This is a genomic window from Kocuria sp. HSID17590 (assembly GCF_003989485.1).
In the GTDB taxonomy this organism is placed as follows: domain Bacteria; phylum Actinomycetota; class Actinomycetes; order Actinomycetales; family Micrococcaceae; genus Kocuria; species Kocuria salsicia.
Window position 1 is genome coordinate 1 of record NZ_RBMB01000046.1, and the last position, 15,134, is coordinate 15,134.

Sequence of the window (15,134 nt, forward strand, 5' to 3'; positions counted from 1 at the left end):
ACAACCACGACCGCCGGCATTCATCGCTCGGCTACCTCGCACCCGTCGACTACGCTCGGCAATGCACCCATCAATCGGAAACCGACGACTCGCACAGCGACCGGACCGAATGAAGGGGGCGGCCCAGGGTGGCCCCGCGCCGTCGTCGTCCCCGCCGCGGCCCCTTCCCAGCCCCTCCGCGACGGGGACGTGACGGAGGTCTCCCCGGTGCCGTGGGCGACGTCGACAACCGCCCGAAATCCGCGCGGGGACGGGGATTCCGGCCCCCGGCGCTCTCCTGCGCCACCCCCGCAGCGGGTAGGCTGGAGGGCAGCCCGGTGACCGTCAATGCAAGGAGTCATTGCTCATGCCCAAGATCATCTACACCGAGACCGACGAAGCACCCATGTTGGCCACGTACTCGTTCAAGCCCATGGTGGAGGCCTTCGCGTCGACCGCCGGTGTGGAGGTGGAGACCCGGGACATCTCCCTGGCCGCCCGCATCCTGGCCCAGTTCCCGGACCGGCTCACGGACGAGCAGCGCGTCCCGGACACCCTGGCCGAGCTGGGGGAGCTCGCCAAGACCCCGGAAGCCAACATCGTGAAGCTTCCCAACATCTCCGCGTCCATCCCGCAGCTGAAGGCCACCATCAAGGAGCTGCAGGCGGACGGCTACGACCTCCCGGACTACCCGGAGGACGCCTCCTCGGACGAGGCAAAGGAGATCCGCGCGCGCTACGACCGCGTCAAGGGCTCCGCCGTGAACCCCGTGCTGCGGGAGGGCAACTCGGACCGCCGCGCGCCGAAGGCCGTCAAGGAGTACGCCAAGAAGCACCCGCACACCATGGGCGCCTGGTCCAGGGACTCGAAGACCAACGTGGCCACCCTGGGCCACGACGACTTCCGCACCAACGAGCAGTCCGTGGTGATGCCGGCGGAGGACACCCTCACCATCCAGCACGTCACGGGCCACGGCACCACGGTGCTCAAGCAGTCCGTGCCCGTGCTCGCCGGTGAGGTCGTGGACGCCACGTTCATGAGCGCCGCCGCGCTGGACGCGTTCCTCGAGGAGCAGGTGGCCCGCGCCAAGGAGGAGGGCATCCTCTTCTCGGCGCACCTGAAGGCCACCATGATGAAGGTCTCGGACCCCATCATCTTCGGCCACGTGGTCAAGGCGTTCTTCAAGGACGTCCTGCAGCGCTACGGCACGGACCTCGAGAAGGCGGGTCTGTCCCCCAACGACGGCCTGGCAGCGATCCTCTCCGGGGTCTCCAAGCTCGAGAACGGCGAGGAGATCGCCGCCGCGTTCCAGGAGGCCATCGACAACGGCCCCGAGCTCGCCTACGTGAACTCGGACAAGGGCGTCACCAACCTGCACGTGCCCTCGGACGTGATCGTGGACGCCTCCATGCCCGCGATGATCCGCACCTCCGGGCAGATGTGGGGCCGCGAGGGCGAGCAGAAGGACACCCTGGCCGTGCTGCCGGACTCCTCCTACGCCGGCGTGTACCAGACGGTCATCGACGACTGCCGCGAGAACGGCGCGTACGACCCCACCACCATGGGCACCGTGCCGAACGTGGGACTGATGGCGCAGAAGGCCGAGGAGTACGGCTCCCACGACAAGACCTTCGAGATCCCCGAGGCCGGCACGGTTCAGGTGGTCAACTCCGCCGGTGACGTGCTGATGTCCCACGACGTGCAGCCCGGTGACATCTGGCGCGCGTGCCAGGCCAAGGACGCCCCCATCAAGGACTGGGTGCAGCTGGCCGTGCGTCGCTCCCGCGAGTCCGGGATGCCCGCCGTGTTCTGGCTGGACGAGACCCGCGCCCACGACCGCAACCTCATCGAGAAGGTCAACACCTACCTCGCGGACGAGGACACGGACGGGCTGGACATCCGCATCCTCTCCCCCGTGGACGCCACCGCGTTCACCATCGAGCGCCTGCGCCGCGGCGAGGACACCATCTCCGTGACCGGCAACGTGCTGCGCGACTACCTCACGGACCTGTTCCCCATCCTGGAGCTGGGCACCTCCGCGAAGATGCTCTCGATCGTCCCGCTGATGAACGGCGGCGGCCTGTTCGAGACCGGTGCGGGCGGCTCCGCGCCCAAGCACGTGCAGCAGGTCCTCGAGGAGAACCACCTGCGCTGGGACTCCCTGGGCGAGTTCCTGGCCCTCGCGGCGTCCTTCGAGCACCTCGCCACCCGCTACGACAACGCCAAGGCACAGGTTCTCGCGGACACCCTGGACCGGGCCACCGGCACGTTCCTGGACGAGAACAAGTCCCCGTCACGCAAGGTCAACGAGCTCGACAACCGCGGCTCGCACTTCTACCTGGCCATGTTCTGGGCCGAGGAGCTGGCCAAGCAGACCGAGGATCCCGAGCTCGCGCAGGCCTTCCAGAAGGTCGCCTCCGAGCTGCGCGCCAACGAGGAGACCATCAACGCCGAGCTGCTCGGCGTGCAGGGCTCCCCCGCGGACCTCGGCGGCTACTACTGGCCGAAGCCGGAGCTGGTCTCGGGCGTCATGCGCCCCTCCGCCACGCTGAACCGGATCATGGACTCGCTCTCCGCCTGATCCGTTCGGGCTTGATCTGTTCGGGCTGATCCGCGCGGCCTGGCCCGCCCGGCTGCTCTGCTCGGGACACGCGGCGCTTCTCCGGGAGCGCCGCGTGCCCCGAGCAGTTCCGAGTCCACGCTTCTGAGACGACGACGCCGCCGCGTCCCCTTCCCGGGGACGCGGCGGCGTTCGTTCTTTGCGGCGTTGGTTCACGGCGCCGTCCGTTCGGGCAGCGCGTGCGCATGACGCCCGTCGTTCGCGAGGGGGCCGGGTGTGACCCGGCCCCGCGCTCAGGTGCGGATCAGGACAGGACGGCCACGGCGGCGTCGTAGTCCGGCTCCTCGGAGATCTCCGGAACCAGCTGCGAGTGGACCACGGTGCCGTTCTCGTCCACCACCACGACCGAGCGGGCGAGCAGGCCCTCCAGCGGGCCGTCCGTCATGGTCACGCCGAAGTCCTCGCCGAACGCGGAGCGGAAGGCGGAGGCGGTGACCACGTTCTCGATACCCTCGGCGCCGCAGAAGCGGCCCAGCGCGAACGGGAGGTCCTTGGAGACACAGACCACGGTGGTGTCCTGCAGGGCGGAGGCGCGCTTGTTGAACTCGCGCACGGACTGCGCGCACACCCCGGTGTCCACGGACGGGAAGATGTTCAGGACCACCCGGCGGCCCGTGAACTCGTCCGAGGTGACCGGCGCGAGGTCCGTGTTCACCAGCTCGAACGAGGGGGCGGTCTTGCCCTCGGAGGGCAGCTCGCCAACGGTGTGGACGGGGGTTCCTTGGAATGCGGTGGTAGTCATGGCTTCATTCTGGTGCGCCACCCGGGGCCTCGACAGGCGCTTATGCCGTGCGCTGAACCAGGCCCGCTGATAGCCTCGACCCCACCGACGTCCCCGTGACGCACCCCACAGGCACTGCGCATCCCAGGAGGAAGCATCGTGAGCCTCAACCCCATGACCGTTGCCGTGACCGGGGCCGCCGGTCAGATCGGCTACAGCCTGCTCTTCCGCATCGCCAACGGCGACCTGCTGGGACGGGAGCGGCCCGTGCGGCTGCGGCTGCTGGAGATTCCCTCCGCGCTGCCCGCGCTGGAGGGCACCGTGATGGAGCTGCAGGACTGCGCGTTCCCGCTGCTGCGGGACGTGGAGATCGGATCGGACCCCCGTGAGGTGTTCGACGGCGCGCAGCTCGCCCTGCTCGTGGGCGCTCGGCCCCGCGCCAAGGGCATGGAGCGCGGTGACCTCCTGGAGGCCAACGGCGCGATCTTCACCGAGCAGGGCCGCGCCCTGAACGACGCCGCCCACGACGACGTCCGCGTGGTGGTTACGGGCAACCCGGCGAACACCAATGCCCTGATCGCGCAACGCAACGCCCCGGACATCCCCGCCTCACGCTTCAGCGCCCTGACCCGGCTGGACCACAACCGGGCCGTGGCCATGCTGGCGGAGAAGACCGGCGCGTCCGTGAACGACGTCAAGCACCTGAGCGTGTGGGGCAACCACTCCGCCACCCAGTACCCGGACCTCGACCACGCCAGGGTGGCCGGGCAGCCCGCCACCGAACTGGTCTCCCGCGAGTGGGTCACGGAGACGTTCATCCCCACCGTGGCGCAGCGCGGTGCCGCCATCCTGCAGGCCCGTGGCGCGTCGTCGGCCGCCTCTGCCGCGAGTGCCACCATCGACCACGCCCGGGACCTCATGCTCGGCAACCCCCGCGGGGACTGGACCTCCATGGCGGTGGTCTCCGACGGCTCCTACGGTGTGCCGGAGGGGCTCATCAGCTCCTTCCCCGTGACCACCTCCGGCGGGGACTGGTCGATCGTGCAGGGGCTGGAGATATCGGAGTTCTCTCGGGCGCGCATCGACGCCTCCGTGGCCGAGCTGGAGACGGAGCGCGCGGCGGTGACGGAGCTGGGCCTGATCTGAGGCCCGGGGTCCCCGCCGCGAGGCTACCTGGCGCGCCCGGACCCACCACTCACACACAAAGTGCAGCTTTTGACGTTTCCGGGTCGGAATGCGTCAAAAGCTGCACTTTCTGTGTGCCGGAAGCCGCGAATTCCTCGGGCGTGGGGCGGGGCGTGCTGCATCTACTGAGCAAGTGCAGATCTGGGCGCGATTTTCTGCGTTTGCTCCGTTGATGCAGGGGTTCCGACGGCGCTACGCGTCTCGTGACGCTCTCAGCGCCTCGTGGAACGCCGCTTCTGCGTCCGCCGAGAACGGCACGAAGACCACCGTCTGCACCTGCGTGCCCGCGGCCAGGACCGTGTCCACCGCGATCTGCGTGGCACTGTCCATGGGCCAGCCGTAGATGCCCGCGGAAATGGCGGGGAAGGCCACGCTCTTTGCGCCGATCTCGTCCGCCACCCGCAGCGACTCCCGGTAGCACGACGCCAGGATGTCGCTCTTGTCCTTCGTCTTCGCGTACACCGGACCCACGGTGTGGATCACCCAACGGGCGGGGAGGTCGTAGCCGTCGGTTGCCACCGCCTGGCCAGCGGGCAAGCCGTCCTTGAGCGTGGTGTCACGCAGCCGCCTGCACTCGGCCAGCAGCTGCTTCCCCGCGGCCCGGTGGATCGCACCGTCCACGCCACCGCCGCCCAGGAGCTTGGAGTTCGCGGCGTTGACGATCGCGTCCGTGCGGACCTTCGTAATGTCACCCTTGCGGATCTCGATGTTCATGCGGCCACCCTACTGCCGCTCCCCGTTCGGAGAGCCTGGCCACCCCACGAGGACGCGGCCGCGCTACCGGGTGTTCACTGCGGCCGGGCATCCCCTCCGACGAGGTTCGACGCCCGCGGCCGGGCGGAAATCACTCGGACGCGGGGCCCACGTACATCCAGCGCTTCGCACGTTTCGTGAACTCGGAGACCTCGTGCAGGCTGCCGGGCTCGCCACCGGCGACGTACGACGCCGTGAACTCGACGATCCCGCGCTCGTCCCGGGGACCGCCGTCGACAACCCGCTCCACGGACAGCCCCGTCCAGCGGGTCTCCGGATCAACGGAGGTGTCCGCCGGGCGGGTCCGAGGATGCCACGTGCGGAACAGGTGGTCCTCCGCGCCGGTGGCGAACGCCGTGTACCGCGAGCGCATCAGCGCCTCCGCCGTGGCCGGCCACGTCTCGTTCGCTAGTGCCGGACCGCAGCACTCGGCCAGGGACGCACCGGCCGGGAGACCTCCGCAGGGACATGCATTCATGGTGGACGAGCCTACCGGCGGCTGGCTCGGGGCACTCACTCGACGGGCGCGGCGGCCAGTGCCAGGGCGTCGTCGAGCATCTGCTCGGTCAGCAGGCCCGTGAAGGTGTTGCGCTGGCTCACGTGGTAGCAGCCCACGAGCCGGATGTCCCGCCCGTCCGGGGTGCGCAGCCACGCGACCGCGCCGTGGCCGAACTTGGGTCTGGGCCGGGGAACCTCCCAGCCCATGCGGGCGGTGGCCGCGAGGACCGTCTGCCACGCGATGCCGCCGAGGGCCAGCATGCCGCGCAGCTCCGGCAGCAGCTCGATCTCGCGGTCGAACCAGCCGCTGCAGGTGGCCTTCTCTTCCGGGGTGGGTTTGTTGGCCGGTGGTGCGCAGCGCACCGGGGCGATCATGCGGACGCCGTGCAGCGCCTGGCCGTCCCCGGCGGTGGAGACGGTCTCGTGCTCGGCGTAACCCGCCCGGTGGAGGGCCGCGTAGACCCAGCCCCCGGAGCGGTCGCCGGTGAACATGCGGCCCGTGCGGTTGCCCCCGTTCGCCGCGGGGGCAAGCCCGACGACGGCGAACCGCGCGTGCGGATCCCCATAGGACGGCACGGGCCTGCCCCAGTAGGGCTCACCGGCGAAGGAGGCGCGCTTGCGCTCGGCCACGTCCTCCCGCCACTCGACCAGCCGCTCGCACGCGCTGCACACGCTGCACAGGGCGTTGAGCTGGTCCACGTCCTGGGCGGTCGCCGCGAGCTCGCGGACCTGCCGCGCGGTGTGCGCCACGGGGGTGTCCGGCGCGGCGGGGTCCTCGGGCCATCCTGTCCCGGGCGGCACGGGCGACGCGAACAGCTGACCGGTCAGAGGGTGTGGCAGCAGCCGCTCAGGGGTCTCGCTCATGGGTGTGCCCTTCTCTCGGTTCTCAGCGTGCGGCCCCCGGGTCCGGGCCGGGCTCGGCAGGGCGGGATCACGACATCGTGGCGCCCCGAGGGTACCGCGCGGCCCGGACGCCACGGCGCGAGCGGCGTCGTCGCGCTCCTGCCGGGCCGCGGGCCCCAGGGCGGGCCCGGCCCAGAACGTGCCGCGCCTCTGGACCGCCGGCGGCGGCCACCCCGGTCAGAGCAGGCTCTGCTCCCCCAGCCGCCGCAGGATCTGACGGCGCCACCGCTCAGGGAACTCGGGGGCGCGGGTCAAGGCCCGCAGCGCGTCCCGGTCGGTGACGCCCGCGGCCATCACGCGCACGACGTCGGCCACGGACACCGCGCCGGACGGCCGGCTCACGAACTCGAATGCGTCCCCGGCGCGGACGTGGCCCTCGCGCCGCACGCGGAGGTAGAAACCCGTCCGGCCGAGGCGTTCCATGTCGCGGGGCAGCTCGGCGTCGGTCCAGCGCCGGGACAGTGTGTTGCACGGCGTGCGCGGCTGCGTGACCTGGACGAGCGCCGTGCCCACCTGGAAGACGTCGCCGAGGTGCACGCGGTCCTCCGTGGCGCCCCGCAGCGTGAGGTTCTCCCCGAACGCGCCGGGCCCCAGGTCACGCCCCTCGCCGCGCCATGCATCGTAGTGCTCGGCCGGATAGCAGCACACGGCCTTCTCCGGGCCGCCGTGGTGCGCGAGATCCCCCTGCTCGTCCCCGATGAACCCTGACCCGCTCAGGAAGACGCGGTCCCGGTGCTCGGTCTTCTCGATGGCGGTGTCGATGTCCCGACCGCCCCAGTGCTGCCGACGCACCTCGCCCGTGCGCAGCGTGAGGACATGGGCGTCGGTGACGGTGGGCTGGGGGTTGTCCATGGGGCTCCTGTCAGGGTCGGTGGGCACGGCTCACGCGGGGACGGGCACGCACTGCGGGCAGCGGGTGCGGGCCCCGGAGTCCGTGCAGGACTCGCAGCACAGGAACTGGCGGCGGCACTGCGGATCGGCGCAGTTGACGTAGCGCGGCGTGGGCTCGTCGCACTGCGCGCAGCGTCCCAGGGAGCGTGCGTCCGGGGAGAACTCCACGTGCATGCGCCTGTCGAAGACGTAGAGGGAACCGTCCCACAGCCCCTCGTTGCCGTACGCCTCGCCGTAACGGACGATGCCGCCGTCCAGCTGGTAGACGTCGCGGAACCCACGGTTGCGCAGCAGCACACTCAGGACCTCGCAGCGGATCCCGCCGGTGCAGTAGGTGACCACCGGCCTGTCCTTGAGGTGGTCGTAGGCGCCGGAGTCCAGCTCTGCCACGAAGTCCCGGGTGGCCCCGGTCTGGGGCACGACGGCGCCCCGGAACCTGCCGATGCGCGCCTCCAGCTCGTTGCGGCCGTCGAAGAAGACGACGTCCTCGCGCTGCTCCACCAGCTCGTTCACCTCGCGCGGAGACAGGTGCGTGCCGCCACCCACCACGCCGTCCGCGGTGATGGTGATGGTGTCCGGGGCGTTGAACGTCACCAGTTCGGGTCGGACCTTCACGCTGAGCCGAGGGAAGTCGTTGCCCACCCCGTCCGACCACTTCACGTCCACGTGCTCGAACGGCTCGTACTCCCGCAGCCCGCGCACGTACGCCTTCACGTCACGGATGTCCCCGCCCACCGTGGCGTTGATCCCCTGCTCCGAGACGATGATCCGGCCCGTGACATTGCACTGCCTGGCCAGCGTGAGCTGCCACAGTCGCACGGCCTCCGGGTCCGCGAGCGGGGTGAAGACGTAGAAGAGGACGATCTTGGGGAGGGCCATGAGCCCAGGGTATCCGGGGGTGCGAGCCTCCCTCGGTCGGACGGGGCACCGGCGGGTGCTGTCCGCCTGCACGCCGGTCAGGACCTCCGCGTGGCGGCCACGCGGCGTCGTCGACGGCACATGGTGGGCACCGCGCGTCAGCGCCGGTGCGCGTGCCTGCCCTGCCGGGGACGACGCCGCAGCTTGCGCAGGGTGCTCGGGCTCAGGTTCGCCGGGCCGGGCAGACGCCAGCCGAAGCGGCGCGCGGAGATGCTGACCAGGGCGCTCACCACGATCGCCCCAGCCATGCCCCACGTGGGGTGGCCGAGCCCCGCGAGCAGCGCCATGAGGGCGCTCGCGATCATGGCGCTCGTGGCGTAGAGGGTGTTGCCGCCGAAGATCGCGGGGAGCCGGCCGACGGCGACGTCGCGGATCATGCCGCCGCCCACCGCGGTGACGACGCCCAGGAGGATGGCGGGCGGCCACGCGAGACCGGCCCCGAGGGCCTTGACCGTGCCCGTCGCGGCCCAGCAGCCCACCGAGAGGCAGTCCGCGAGGAAGAGGGCGCGGAAGGTCCACGTGCTGCCGAAGACCATGAGGTACGCGAGCACTGCGCCCACCAGCGAGGACGTGAGGTAGGCCGGATTCGTCAGCGCCACGGGGAAGCCCTGCTGCAGCAGCGTGTCGCGCAGGATGCCCCCGCCCAGGCCGGAGAGGATCGCGAGCACCGTGAACCCCACGAGGTCCATGCGCAGCTGCCGTGCCACGACCCCGCCCAGGATGCCGTTGGTCAGCACACCCAGCAGGTCCACGACGTCGAAGACGACGTCCGCCTCGAAACTCACCGTGCGCTCTCCCCTCCCGGTGGCGCCGCCCGGCGCCCCGTACAGCATAGGGGTCGGTGAGAGGGAGGTCCCCGGCGTTGCGGCGGCGGGGCGCGGAACCGTCCCGAGCGATCGGACGCGGCCCCCGCTGCCGGGGCGCTTCTGCGTGTCGGCGGGGTGGGCCAGGATGGTGGCATGAGCACAGTGCACCCCGGATACACCCTGCTGGACGGCCCGCCCGCGGTGGCGGACTACCTGAGACTGCGCCGGGAGACCGGCATGAGCCCCAAGACCGAGGAGCAGGCAGAAGCCGGGATCCACGGGGCGTGGGCGGCGCTGCGCGTGCGCCACGACGCCTCCGGAGAGACCGTGGGCATGGGCCGGGTGATCGGCGACGGCGGGTGGTACTTCCACGTGATCGACATGGCCGTGCTGCCCGAGCACCAGGGGCAGGGCCTCGGCGGCGCCGTCCTGGACGGGCTGCTGGAGACCATCCGCACCTCCGCGCCCCCGGGCGCGTACGTGAGCCTCATGGCGGACCGCCCCGGACAGGCGCTGTACGCCGGGCGCGGGTTCACGGACCCTGCGCCGCTGACCAAGGGCATGACCATGTGGCTGGACGACTCCCGTGGCTGAGCCTCCCGCGATTGAGCCTCCCGCGATTGAGCCCGCCGGGCAGCGGCTCCCACCGATCCCTGCCTCAGAGCTCCAGGGCGAGAATGCGCACGCTGCCCGGGCGCCCCGGTGGAATGCCCCGTGCGGCACGGTGCTCGGCCGCCACGACGGGCCCGTGGACCGTGCCACCGGCATCCGGTATGCACGGGCCGAACGCTATGGACTCCCCACACCGCTGCCCCCGGCCACCAACGTGATCCACGCGACCGATCCGGCACCCGCGTGCCCCCAGCCGCCCATGCCGTTCCTGGACGACATCGTGGGCAGCAACATTGGCGACCTGCCCCAGGACGAGGACTGCCTGCGGGTGTCCGTCACGGTGCCCGCCGGGACAGCGCCGGACGCCGGGCTGCCCGTGATGGTGTGGATCCACGGTGGCTCCTATGCCGCCGGTGCCGGTGACGCGCCCTTCTACGACCCCGCCGCGCTGGTGAGTGAGCAGCGGGTGGTCATCGTGAGCGTCACGTACCGCCTGGGGCTACTGGGGTTCCTGGGCGATGGGAAGGACATTCCCGCGAACCTCGGCCTGCTGGACATGATCGCGGCCCTGCGCTGGACCCGGGAGAACATCGCCGCCTTCGGCGGGGACCCTGCGAACGTCACCGCGTTCGGCCAGTCAGCCGGTGGCGACGCCGTGGCGCACCTGATGATCGCTGACGGCGCCCGCGGGCTCTTCCGCCGCGCCATCATCCAGAGCGCACCGTTCGGTCTGCTTCCCGGCCGGGCGAAGATGAACGCTCTGATGGCCGCCACCTCGGCGCCGCTCGCGAGAGATGCGCCGCTGTCCGAGGTCCGGGCAATGCAGCAGCGCGTCGCGAAGGCTGCCGTCCGCTTCGGGCTCAAGGGACAGATGCCGTTCGGACTCCAGTACGGCCACGCTCCCCTGCCCCCGGAGTCGGAACTCGACGCCCGCTGGCGCGAGGCCGCCGGCCGCGTGGAGGTGCTGGTGGGCAACACCGTTCGGGAGGCGGCGCTGTTCACAGCCCGCATCCCGCCGCTGCTGCGACGGATGCACAGTCCTCGCGGTGGGGCCCGTGTGGACCGGTTCCTCGTGGCACCGTTCACCCGGCGGATCTACGGGGAAGGTGCGGCCCGCTTCGCCCGGCGGCACGCGCGCGCCGGCGGCACCGGTGCGCGGTACGAGTTCTCGTGGGGCGTGGGCCGCAATCCCGTGGCCGGCGCGCACATCTCGGAGCTCCCGCTGCTCTTCCCGGGCCACGGGGTCTGGGAGAGGACCCCGCTGGTGGACGGCCACACGTGGGCCGAGGTGCTCGAGGACGGCGCCCGGCTGCGACGCGTGTGGGCGGAGTTCGCGCGGGGCCACGGTGCTCACGGGGACGCCCGTGCCGGGCTGAGGGTGTGCGATCTGCATGACCCGGCAGGCCGCGCAGACTGACGCACAGAAGTTTGCCTGGTGGGGTTGCCGTCCCACCCCGCACTGTTCTGCGCCGGCGGGGCTCTCGTTCCACCTCGCGCCGTCCTGACGCCGCGGTGCGCGGCGGCTTGCCGCGGTCCCTCAGACCTCGGGAACGTGGGTGGCGATCCCCGCCGCCCGGGCGATCTCGCCGTAGGTCCGGGCAAGGTCGTCCAGCGAGGAGTGCGCGTTGAGCCCGCTCGGGTTCGGTGCCACGTACAGCTCCGTGCCCGGCCACGGGGACTCCTGCTTGCCCGCGGTGGCCTTGGGACGGTCAAAGGCCGCGCGGTAGGCGGTGATGCCGAGGACCGCCACCACCACTGGCCGCTTCTCGCGGATCAGGGCGTCGAGCCGTTGGGCGCCCTCGTGGAACTCGTCACGGGTGAGCTCGTCAGCACGCGCCGTCGCCCGGGGGCACACGTTGCTGATCCCGATCCCCCGGCTCAGGAGCTGGTCGAGATCCGCCGGGTCGTAGCCGTCCGCGGCGTCGACGAGCGTGTCCGTGATCCCGGCCCGGTACAGGGCCGGGTAGAAGCGGTTGCCCGGCCGCGCGAAGTGCGCTCCGGTCGCCGCGGTCCACAGTCCGGGGTTGATGCCCACGAACAGCAGCCGCAGCGGAGCCGGCAGCAGGTCGGGGACCGTGCGGTCCCTGTAGGAGTCGAGTTCGGCGCGTGTGAAGCCCATGGTCGCCCATGGTAGGCCGAGCCCGCGCGCTCAGGCTGTGGGCGGCGTCGGCCCCTTCGACGGCGCACGCCCGGCCCGCACGGCCGCCACGCTCGCGAGGATCACGAGCGCCATGCCCGCCAACTCGGCCGTCCCGAGCTCCTGCCCAAGGATCAGCCAGCCCACGAGGGCCGCCGCGGCCGGGGCCATGCTCACGAGGATCGAGAACGTCTCCGCCGCGAGACGCCGCAGCGCCGCGAGCTCCAGGGCGTACGGCAGCGCGGAGGACATCAGCGCCACGGCGAGACCGATCAGCAGCACGCGCGGCTGCAGCAGCGCCGCCCCACCACTCGCGATCCCGAAGGGCGCGGCCAGCACCGCACCGACCACCATGGCGAGCGCGAGCCCCTGCACGCCCGGGAACGAGCGCCCTGCCTGCCGGGACATCAGGATGTAGAGCACCCACAGGGAGGCCGCCCCCAGGGCGAAGAGCACCCCCGCGGGATCGGGGATCTCCGTTCCCGGACCGACCCCGCTGAGCAGCAGCACACCCGCGAGCGCGATCCCCGCCCACAGCACACCGGTGAGCCGACGGGAGAGCACCACGGACAGCACGAGGGGCCCGAGCAGCTCGATGGTTACCGCAACGCCCAGGGGCAGGCGTGCCACCGCCTGGTAGATGAGCATGTTCATCCCGCCGAGGCTGACACCGAACGCGAGGACCACGCCGAGGGTCACGCACGTCATCCCCCGCAGGGAGGGCCGCACGACGGCGCACAGCACCACCGCGGCCATGGCGAGTCTGAGAAACACGGCCCCCAGGGCGCCGATCTCGTCGAACAGGCTCACCGCGATGGCAGCACCCGTCTGGGTGACGAAGGTGGCGGCCACCACCAGGAGCACACCCTGCGCCGTCGAGTCCCGCGCGGAACCGCTGCGGTGCGGGGTGCCGACCATGCTCAGCGCTCCGCGAGCAGGAACGTGCGCAGCGCCATGACGACCTCGTCGGGACGGTCCGCGTGCACCCAGTGGCTGGCGTCCCGCACGGTGATCCGCACGGTCCTGGGGAACAGGGCGCGCATCACCGGGACGTCCGCGTCCTGGATGTAGGGCGACTTCTCGCCGGCCATCCACAGGACGGGCCCGGTGAAGGTCCGGCCCGCGACGTCCTCCTCGGGCCAGCCGCCCACGTCGTCCAGCTGGTCGTGGAGCAGGTCCAGGTTGGGCTGCCACCCGAAGCCGCCGTCGCGGTGGCGCAGGTTCTGGAGCAGGAACCCACGGACCTGGTCCTCGGGGATCTCGGAGCGCAGGGCGGCGTCCGCCTGCGAGCGGTGCGTGATGCCGGTGAGGTCCAGGCGCTTGAGGGAGCCGAGCAGGTGCTCGAAGTTCCCGCGGGAGGCCTCCGCGTCCGCCTCCTTGGAGTCCACGGGCGCAATGTCCTCGATCACGAGCCGGCGCACCACGTCCGGGTGGCGCAGCGCCAGCAGCATCGCGACCTTCCCGCCCATGGAGTGCCCGAGGACGTCCACGGGCCCGTCCGCGGCAAAATCCCGGCGCAGCTCCTCGGCCACGGTGTCCGCCATGGCGGCGTAGCCGAAGCTCTCGGTCCACGCGGAGTCCCCGTGGTTGGGCAGATCCACGAGCAGACACGTGAAGTCCGGCTGCAGCCCCTTGGCGATGTTCGTGAAGTTCTTGCCCCGCCCGAACAGCCCGTGGAGGAACACGAGGCGGTGCTCACCGGAGCCGATGAGAGTGGTCTTCAGCGTGGGTTTCGTTTCCTGCGGCACGCGGGTCAATCTACTGCGCGCCCCGTGCGCCACCAAAGCAGATGACAGCGTCGCACGGGGCTGTCACCCGGGCCCGGTGCGCTCGGAGCAGGGTCGTGAGGGGCCGGTGGGCCGCCCGCCGCCGTCGAGAGACCGCGGGGCGCGACCCACCGGAACCGTCGTCGGGAAAGACCCGGGACGGTCAGTTCGAGGAACCCTTGAGCCGCTCGATGTGCTCGGAAGCCTGCGCCTTCGTCAGGTCCGCGGGCAACTCCTCGCCGGCCTGCTTGGCGAGGGTGTCCAGGTAGGACTTCTGCGCGGGGGTCATGGGCTCGTCGCCGCTGACCCACTCGGAGGGGTCCTTCTCCAGGGAGGAGTCCTCGGCATCCCCGGTGGCACCGATGGTCTCGCCCTGGGGCGCACCGTTGCCGGCCGGGGTCTGCGGCGCGCCCTGAGCGGCGCCGCCCTGGACACCGTTCTGAGCCGCATCCGGCGTGCCGTTCTCGAGCGGCGGCTGGGCGTTCTGCTCGCCGGGCTCCTGTGCGGGGTTCTCGGTCATGGCTTCTCCTTGGCTGGGTCGGGGACCGCTGGGGTCCACGGGGTGCGTTCGGTGTCGGTCATCCTACGCAGGCCGTCCGACACGCTCACGCCGCGCCGTCGTCGACCCTCGGGGTCTCAGCGCACGATGCTGCGGTTGCTGCCGTCCTCGCGGCGCGTCCAGCCCTTCGCGTCGAGGTGTTCGAGCAAGGGGATGGCGACCCTGCGCGTGGTGCCCCACGCCTGGCGGGCCTGGCTCGTGGTGAACGGCTGCGGCAGGCGCGCGAGCTCGCGCATGGCGAGCGCGGGGGCCGTGGGCAGCAGGACGACGTCGCCCGGCAGCCTCAGCAGCCGGCCGAGCCGCTGCGCCGCGGCCAGTTCACGGGATCCCAGTCCCAGGTCGTCGAGCTCGTAGGCCTCCGGCGCCGCGAAGGGGGTGGCGCGCAGCCTGTCCTCGAGCGCGGCCACAGCCGTCTCGGCCGCCCCCAGTCCCCCGCCGTCACCGGGCACCGCGAGGTACCCCTCGCGTTCCTCCAGACCGGCCCGGGCGACGACGGCGGGCAGCACGTGGGTGGCCGGCTCGCCCAGTGCGGTGGCCGCGGCACCGCGCGACAGTCCCGGGGCCAGGGGCTCCCGCTCGTGCAGGGCGGCCACGGCGTCGCGCAGCTCGCGGGCCCACCGGTCCAGGCGCGCGGTGTGGATCCACCAGCCGTCCGTGACCAGCACGGGCGCACCGGCGGGAGCGGCCTCGACGGGCAGTCCGAGCAGCCGCAGCCGGGCGGCGGAGACCGCACCGTGCTTGACCGTCTCGGCCATGGGGTCCCCGTTGTCGGGGATCTCCGCGAGC

16 protein-coding genes are annotated in these 15,134 nt (G+C 71.7%); 4 read left to right on the top strand and 12 right to left on the bottom strand.

Translation table 11 applies throughout. The annotated features are described in order from the left end of the window. Positions 1 to 346 precede the first annotated feature (346 nt). Positions 347 to 2,560 carry an NADP-dependent isocitrate dehydrogenase gene (locus tag D8M39_RS11750; RefSeq protein WP_126875067.1) on the top strand — a complete coding sequence of 738 codons (2,214 nt, stop codon included), beginning with the start codon at positions 347 to 349 and terminating at the stop codon, positions 2,558 to 2,560. Between the two features lie 283 nt (positions 2,561 to 2,843). Here the strand turns inward: D8M39_RS11750 and tpx are convergent, their stop codons facing one another. Then, positions 2,844 to 3,341, bottom strand: a complete 498-nt coding sequence (gene tpx / locus D8M39_RS11755; RefSeq protein WP_094394387.1) for a thiol peroxidase — start codon at positions 3,339 to 3,341, stop codon at positions 2,844 to 2,846. Between the two features lie 153 nt (positions 3,342 to 3,494). Here tpx and D8M39_RS11760 point away from each other — a divergent pair, with 153 nt between their 5' ends. Beyond that, on the top strand, positions 3,495 to 4,466 hold the full coding sequence (locus D8M39_RS11760) for a malate dehydrogenase (protein ID WP_198145224.1): 972 nt from the start codon (positions 3,495 to 3,497) through the stop codon (positions 4,464 to 4,466). Positions 4,467 to 4,697: 231 nt separating this feature from the next. On the opposite strand, the gene D8M39_RS11765 is transcribed toward D8M39_RS11760, so the two are convergent. The 6 genes from D8M39_RS11765 to D8M39_RS11790 form a co-directional block, all read right to left on the bottom strand. Next, positions 4,698 to 5,219: an O-acetyl-ADP-ribose deacetylase gene (locus D8M39_RS11765; protein WP_055085877.1), complete on the bottom strand. Its 522-nt coding sequence runs from the start codon at positions 5,217 to 5,219 to the stop codon at positions 4,698 to 4,700. A gap of 130 nt (positions 5,220 to 5,349) precedes the next feature. Beyond that, positions 5,350 to 5,736, bottom strand: coding sequence for a YchJ family protein (locus D8M39_RS11770; RefSeq protein ID WP_055085879.1), 387 nt, complete (start codon positions 5,734 to 5,736; stop codon positions 5,350 to 5,352). 35 nt (positions 5,737 to 5,771) lie between these two features. Then, positions 5,772 to 6,620 (bottom strand): uracil-DNA glycosylase, encoded by an 849-nt coding sequence (locus D8M39_RS11775; RefSeq protein WP_055085882.1) that lies wholly within the window; start codon positions 6,618 to 6,620, stop codon positions 5,772 to 5,774. Between the two features lie 216 nt (positions 6,621 to 6,836). Continuing rightward, positions 6,837 to 7,511, bottom strand: coding sequence for an MOSC domain-containing protein (locus tag D8M39_RS11780; RefSeq protein ID WP_055085884.1), 675 nt, complete (start codon positions 7,509 to 7,511; stop codon positions 6,837 to 6,839). A gap of 30 nt (positions 7,512 to 7,541) precedes the next feature. Next, the gene (locus tag D8M39_RS11785; RefSeq protein WP_094394389.1) at positions 7,542 to 8,429 is read right to left on the bottom strand and encodes a rhodanese-related sulfurtransferase; all 888 of its coding nucleotides are present in this window, start codon (positions 8,427 to 8,429) and stop codon (positions 7,542 to 7,544) included. A gap of 137 nt (positions 8,430 to 8,566) precedes the next feature. Beyond that, complete coding sequence (locus D8M39_RS11790) at positions 8,567 to 9,253, bottom strand: trimeric intracellular cation channel family protein (protein WP_126875068.1); 687 nt, start codon at positions 9,251 to 9,253, stop codon at positions 8,567 to 8,569. A 174-nt stretch (positions 9,254 to 9,427) separates the two neighbouring features. On the opposite strand from D8M39_RS11790, the gene D8M39_RS11795 reads away from it, so the two are divergent. Together D8M39_RS11795 and D8M39_RS11800 are read left to right on the top strand one after the other, a co-directional pair. After that, positions 9,428 to 9,868, top strand: a complete 441-nt coding sequence (locus D8M39_RS11795; protein WP_126875069.1) for a GNAT family N-acetyltransferase — start codon at positions 9,428 to 9,430, stop codon at positions 9,866 to 9,868. 154 nt (positions 9,869 to 10,022) lie between these two features. Further along, a complete protein-coding gene (locus tag D8M39_RS11800; protein ID WP_238694075.1) occupies positions 10,023 to 11,303 on the top strand; it encodes a carboxylesterase family protein in 1,281 nt (426 codons plus the stop codon). Positions 11,304 to 11,423: 120 nt separating this feature from the next. On the opposite strand, the gene D8M39_RS11805 is transcribed toward D8M39_RS11800, so the two are convergent. The 5 genes from D8M39_RS11805 to D8M39_RS11825 form a co-directional block, all read right to left on the bottom strand. Beyond that, positions 11,424 to 12,005 carry a mismatch-specific DNA-glycosylase gene (locus D8M39_RS11805; protein ID WP_094394395.1) on the bottom strand — a complete coding sequence of 194 codons (582 nt, stop codon included), beginning with the start codon at positions 12,003 to 12,005 and terminating at the stop codon, positions 11,424 to 11,426. A 30-nt stretch (positions 12,006 to 12,035) separates the two neighbouring features. Beyond that, positions 12,036 to 12,941: a DMT family transporter gene (locus D8M39_RS11810; RefSeq protein ID WP_094394397.1), complete on the bottom strand. Its 906-nt coding sequence runs from the start codon at positions 12,939 to 12,941 to the stop codon at positions 12,036 to 12,038. Between the two features lie 2 nt (positions 12,942 to 12,943). Then, on the bottom strand, positions 12,944 to 13,771 hold the full coding sequence (locus tag D8M39_RS11815; protein ID WP_094394399.1) for an alpha/beta fold hydrolase: 828 nt from the start codon (positions 13,769 to 13,771) through the stop codon (positions 12,944 to 12,946). Positions 13,772 to 13,952: 181 nt separating this feature from the next. Then, entirely contained in the window at positions 13,953 to 14,153 is a 201-nt protein-coding gene (locus D8M39_RS13045; RefSeq protein WP_238694076.1) for a DUF3072 domain-containing protein, read from the bottom strand. A gap of 272 nt (positions 14,154 to 14,425) precedes the next feature. Then, positions 14,426 to 15,134 (bottom strand): SelB C-terminal domain-containing protein (locus D8M39_RS11825; protein ID WP_174233721.1); only part of this gene is annotated, 709 nt, incomplete at its 5' end.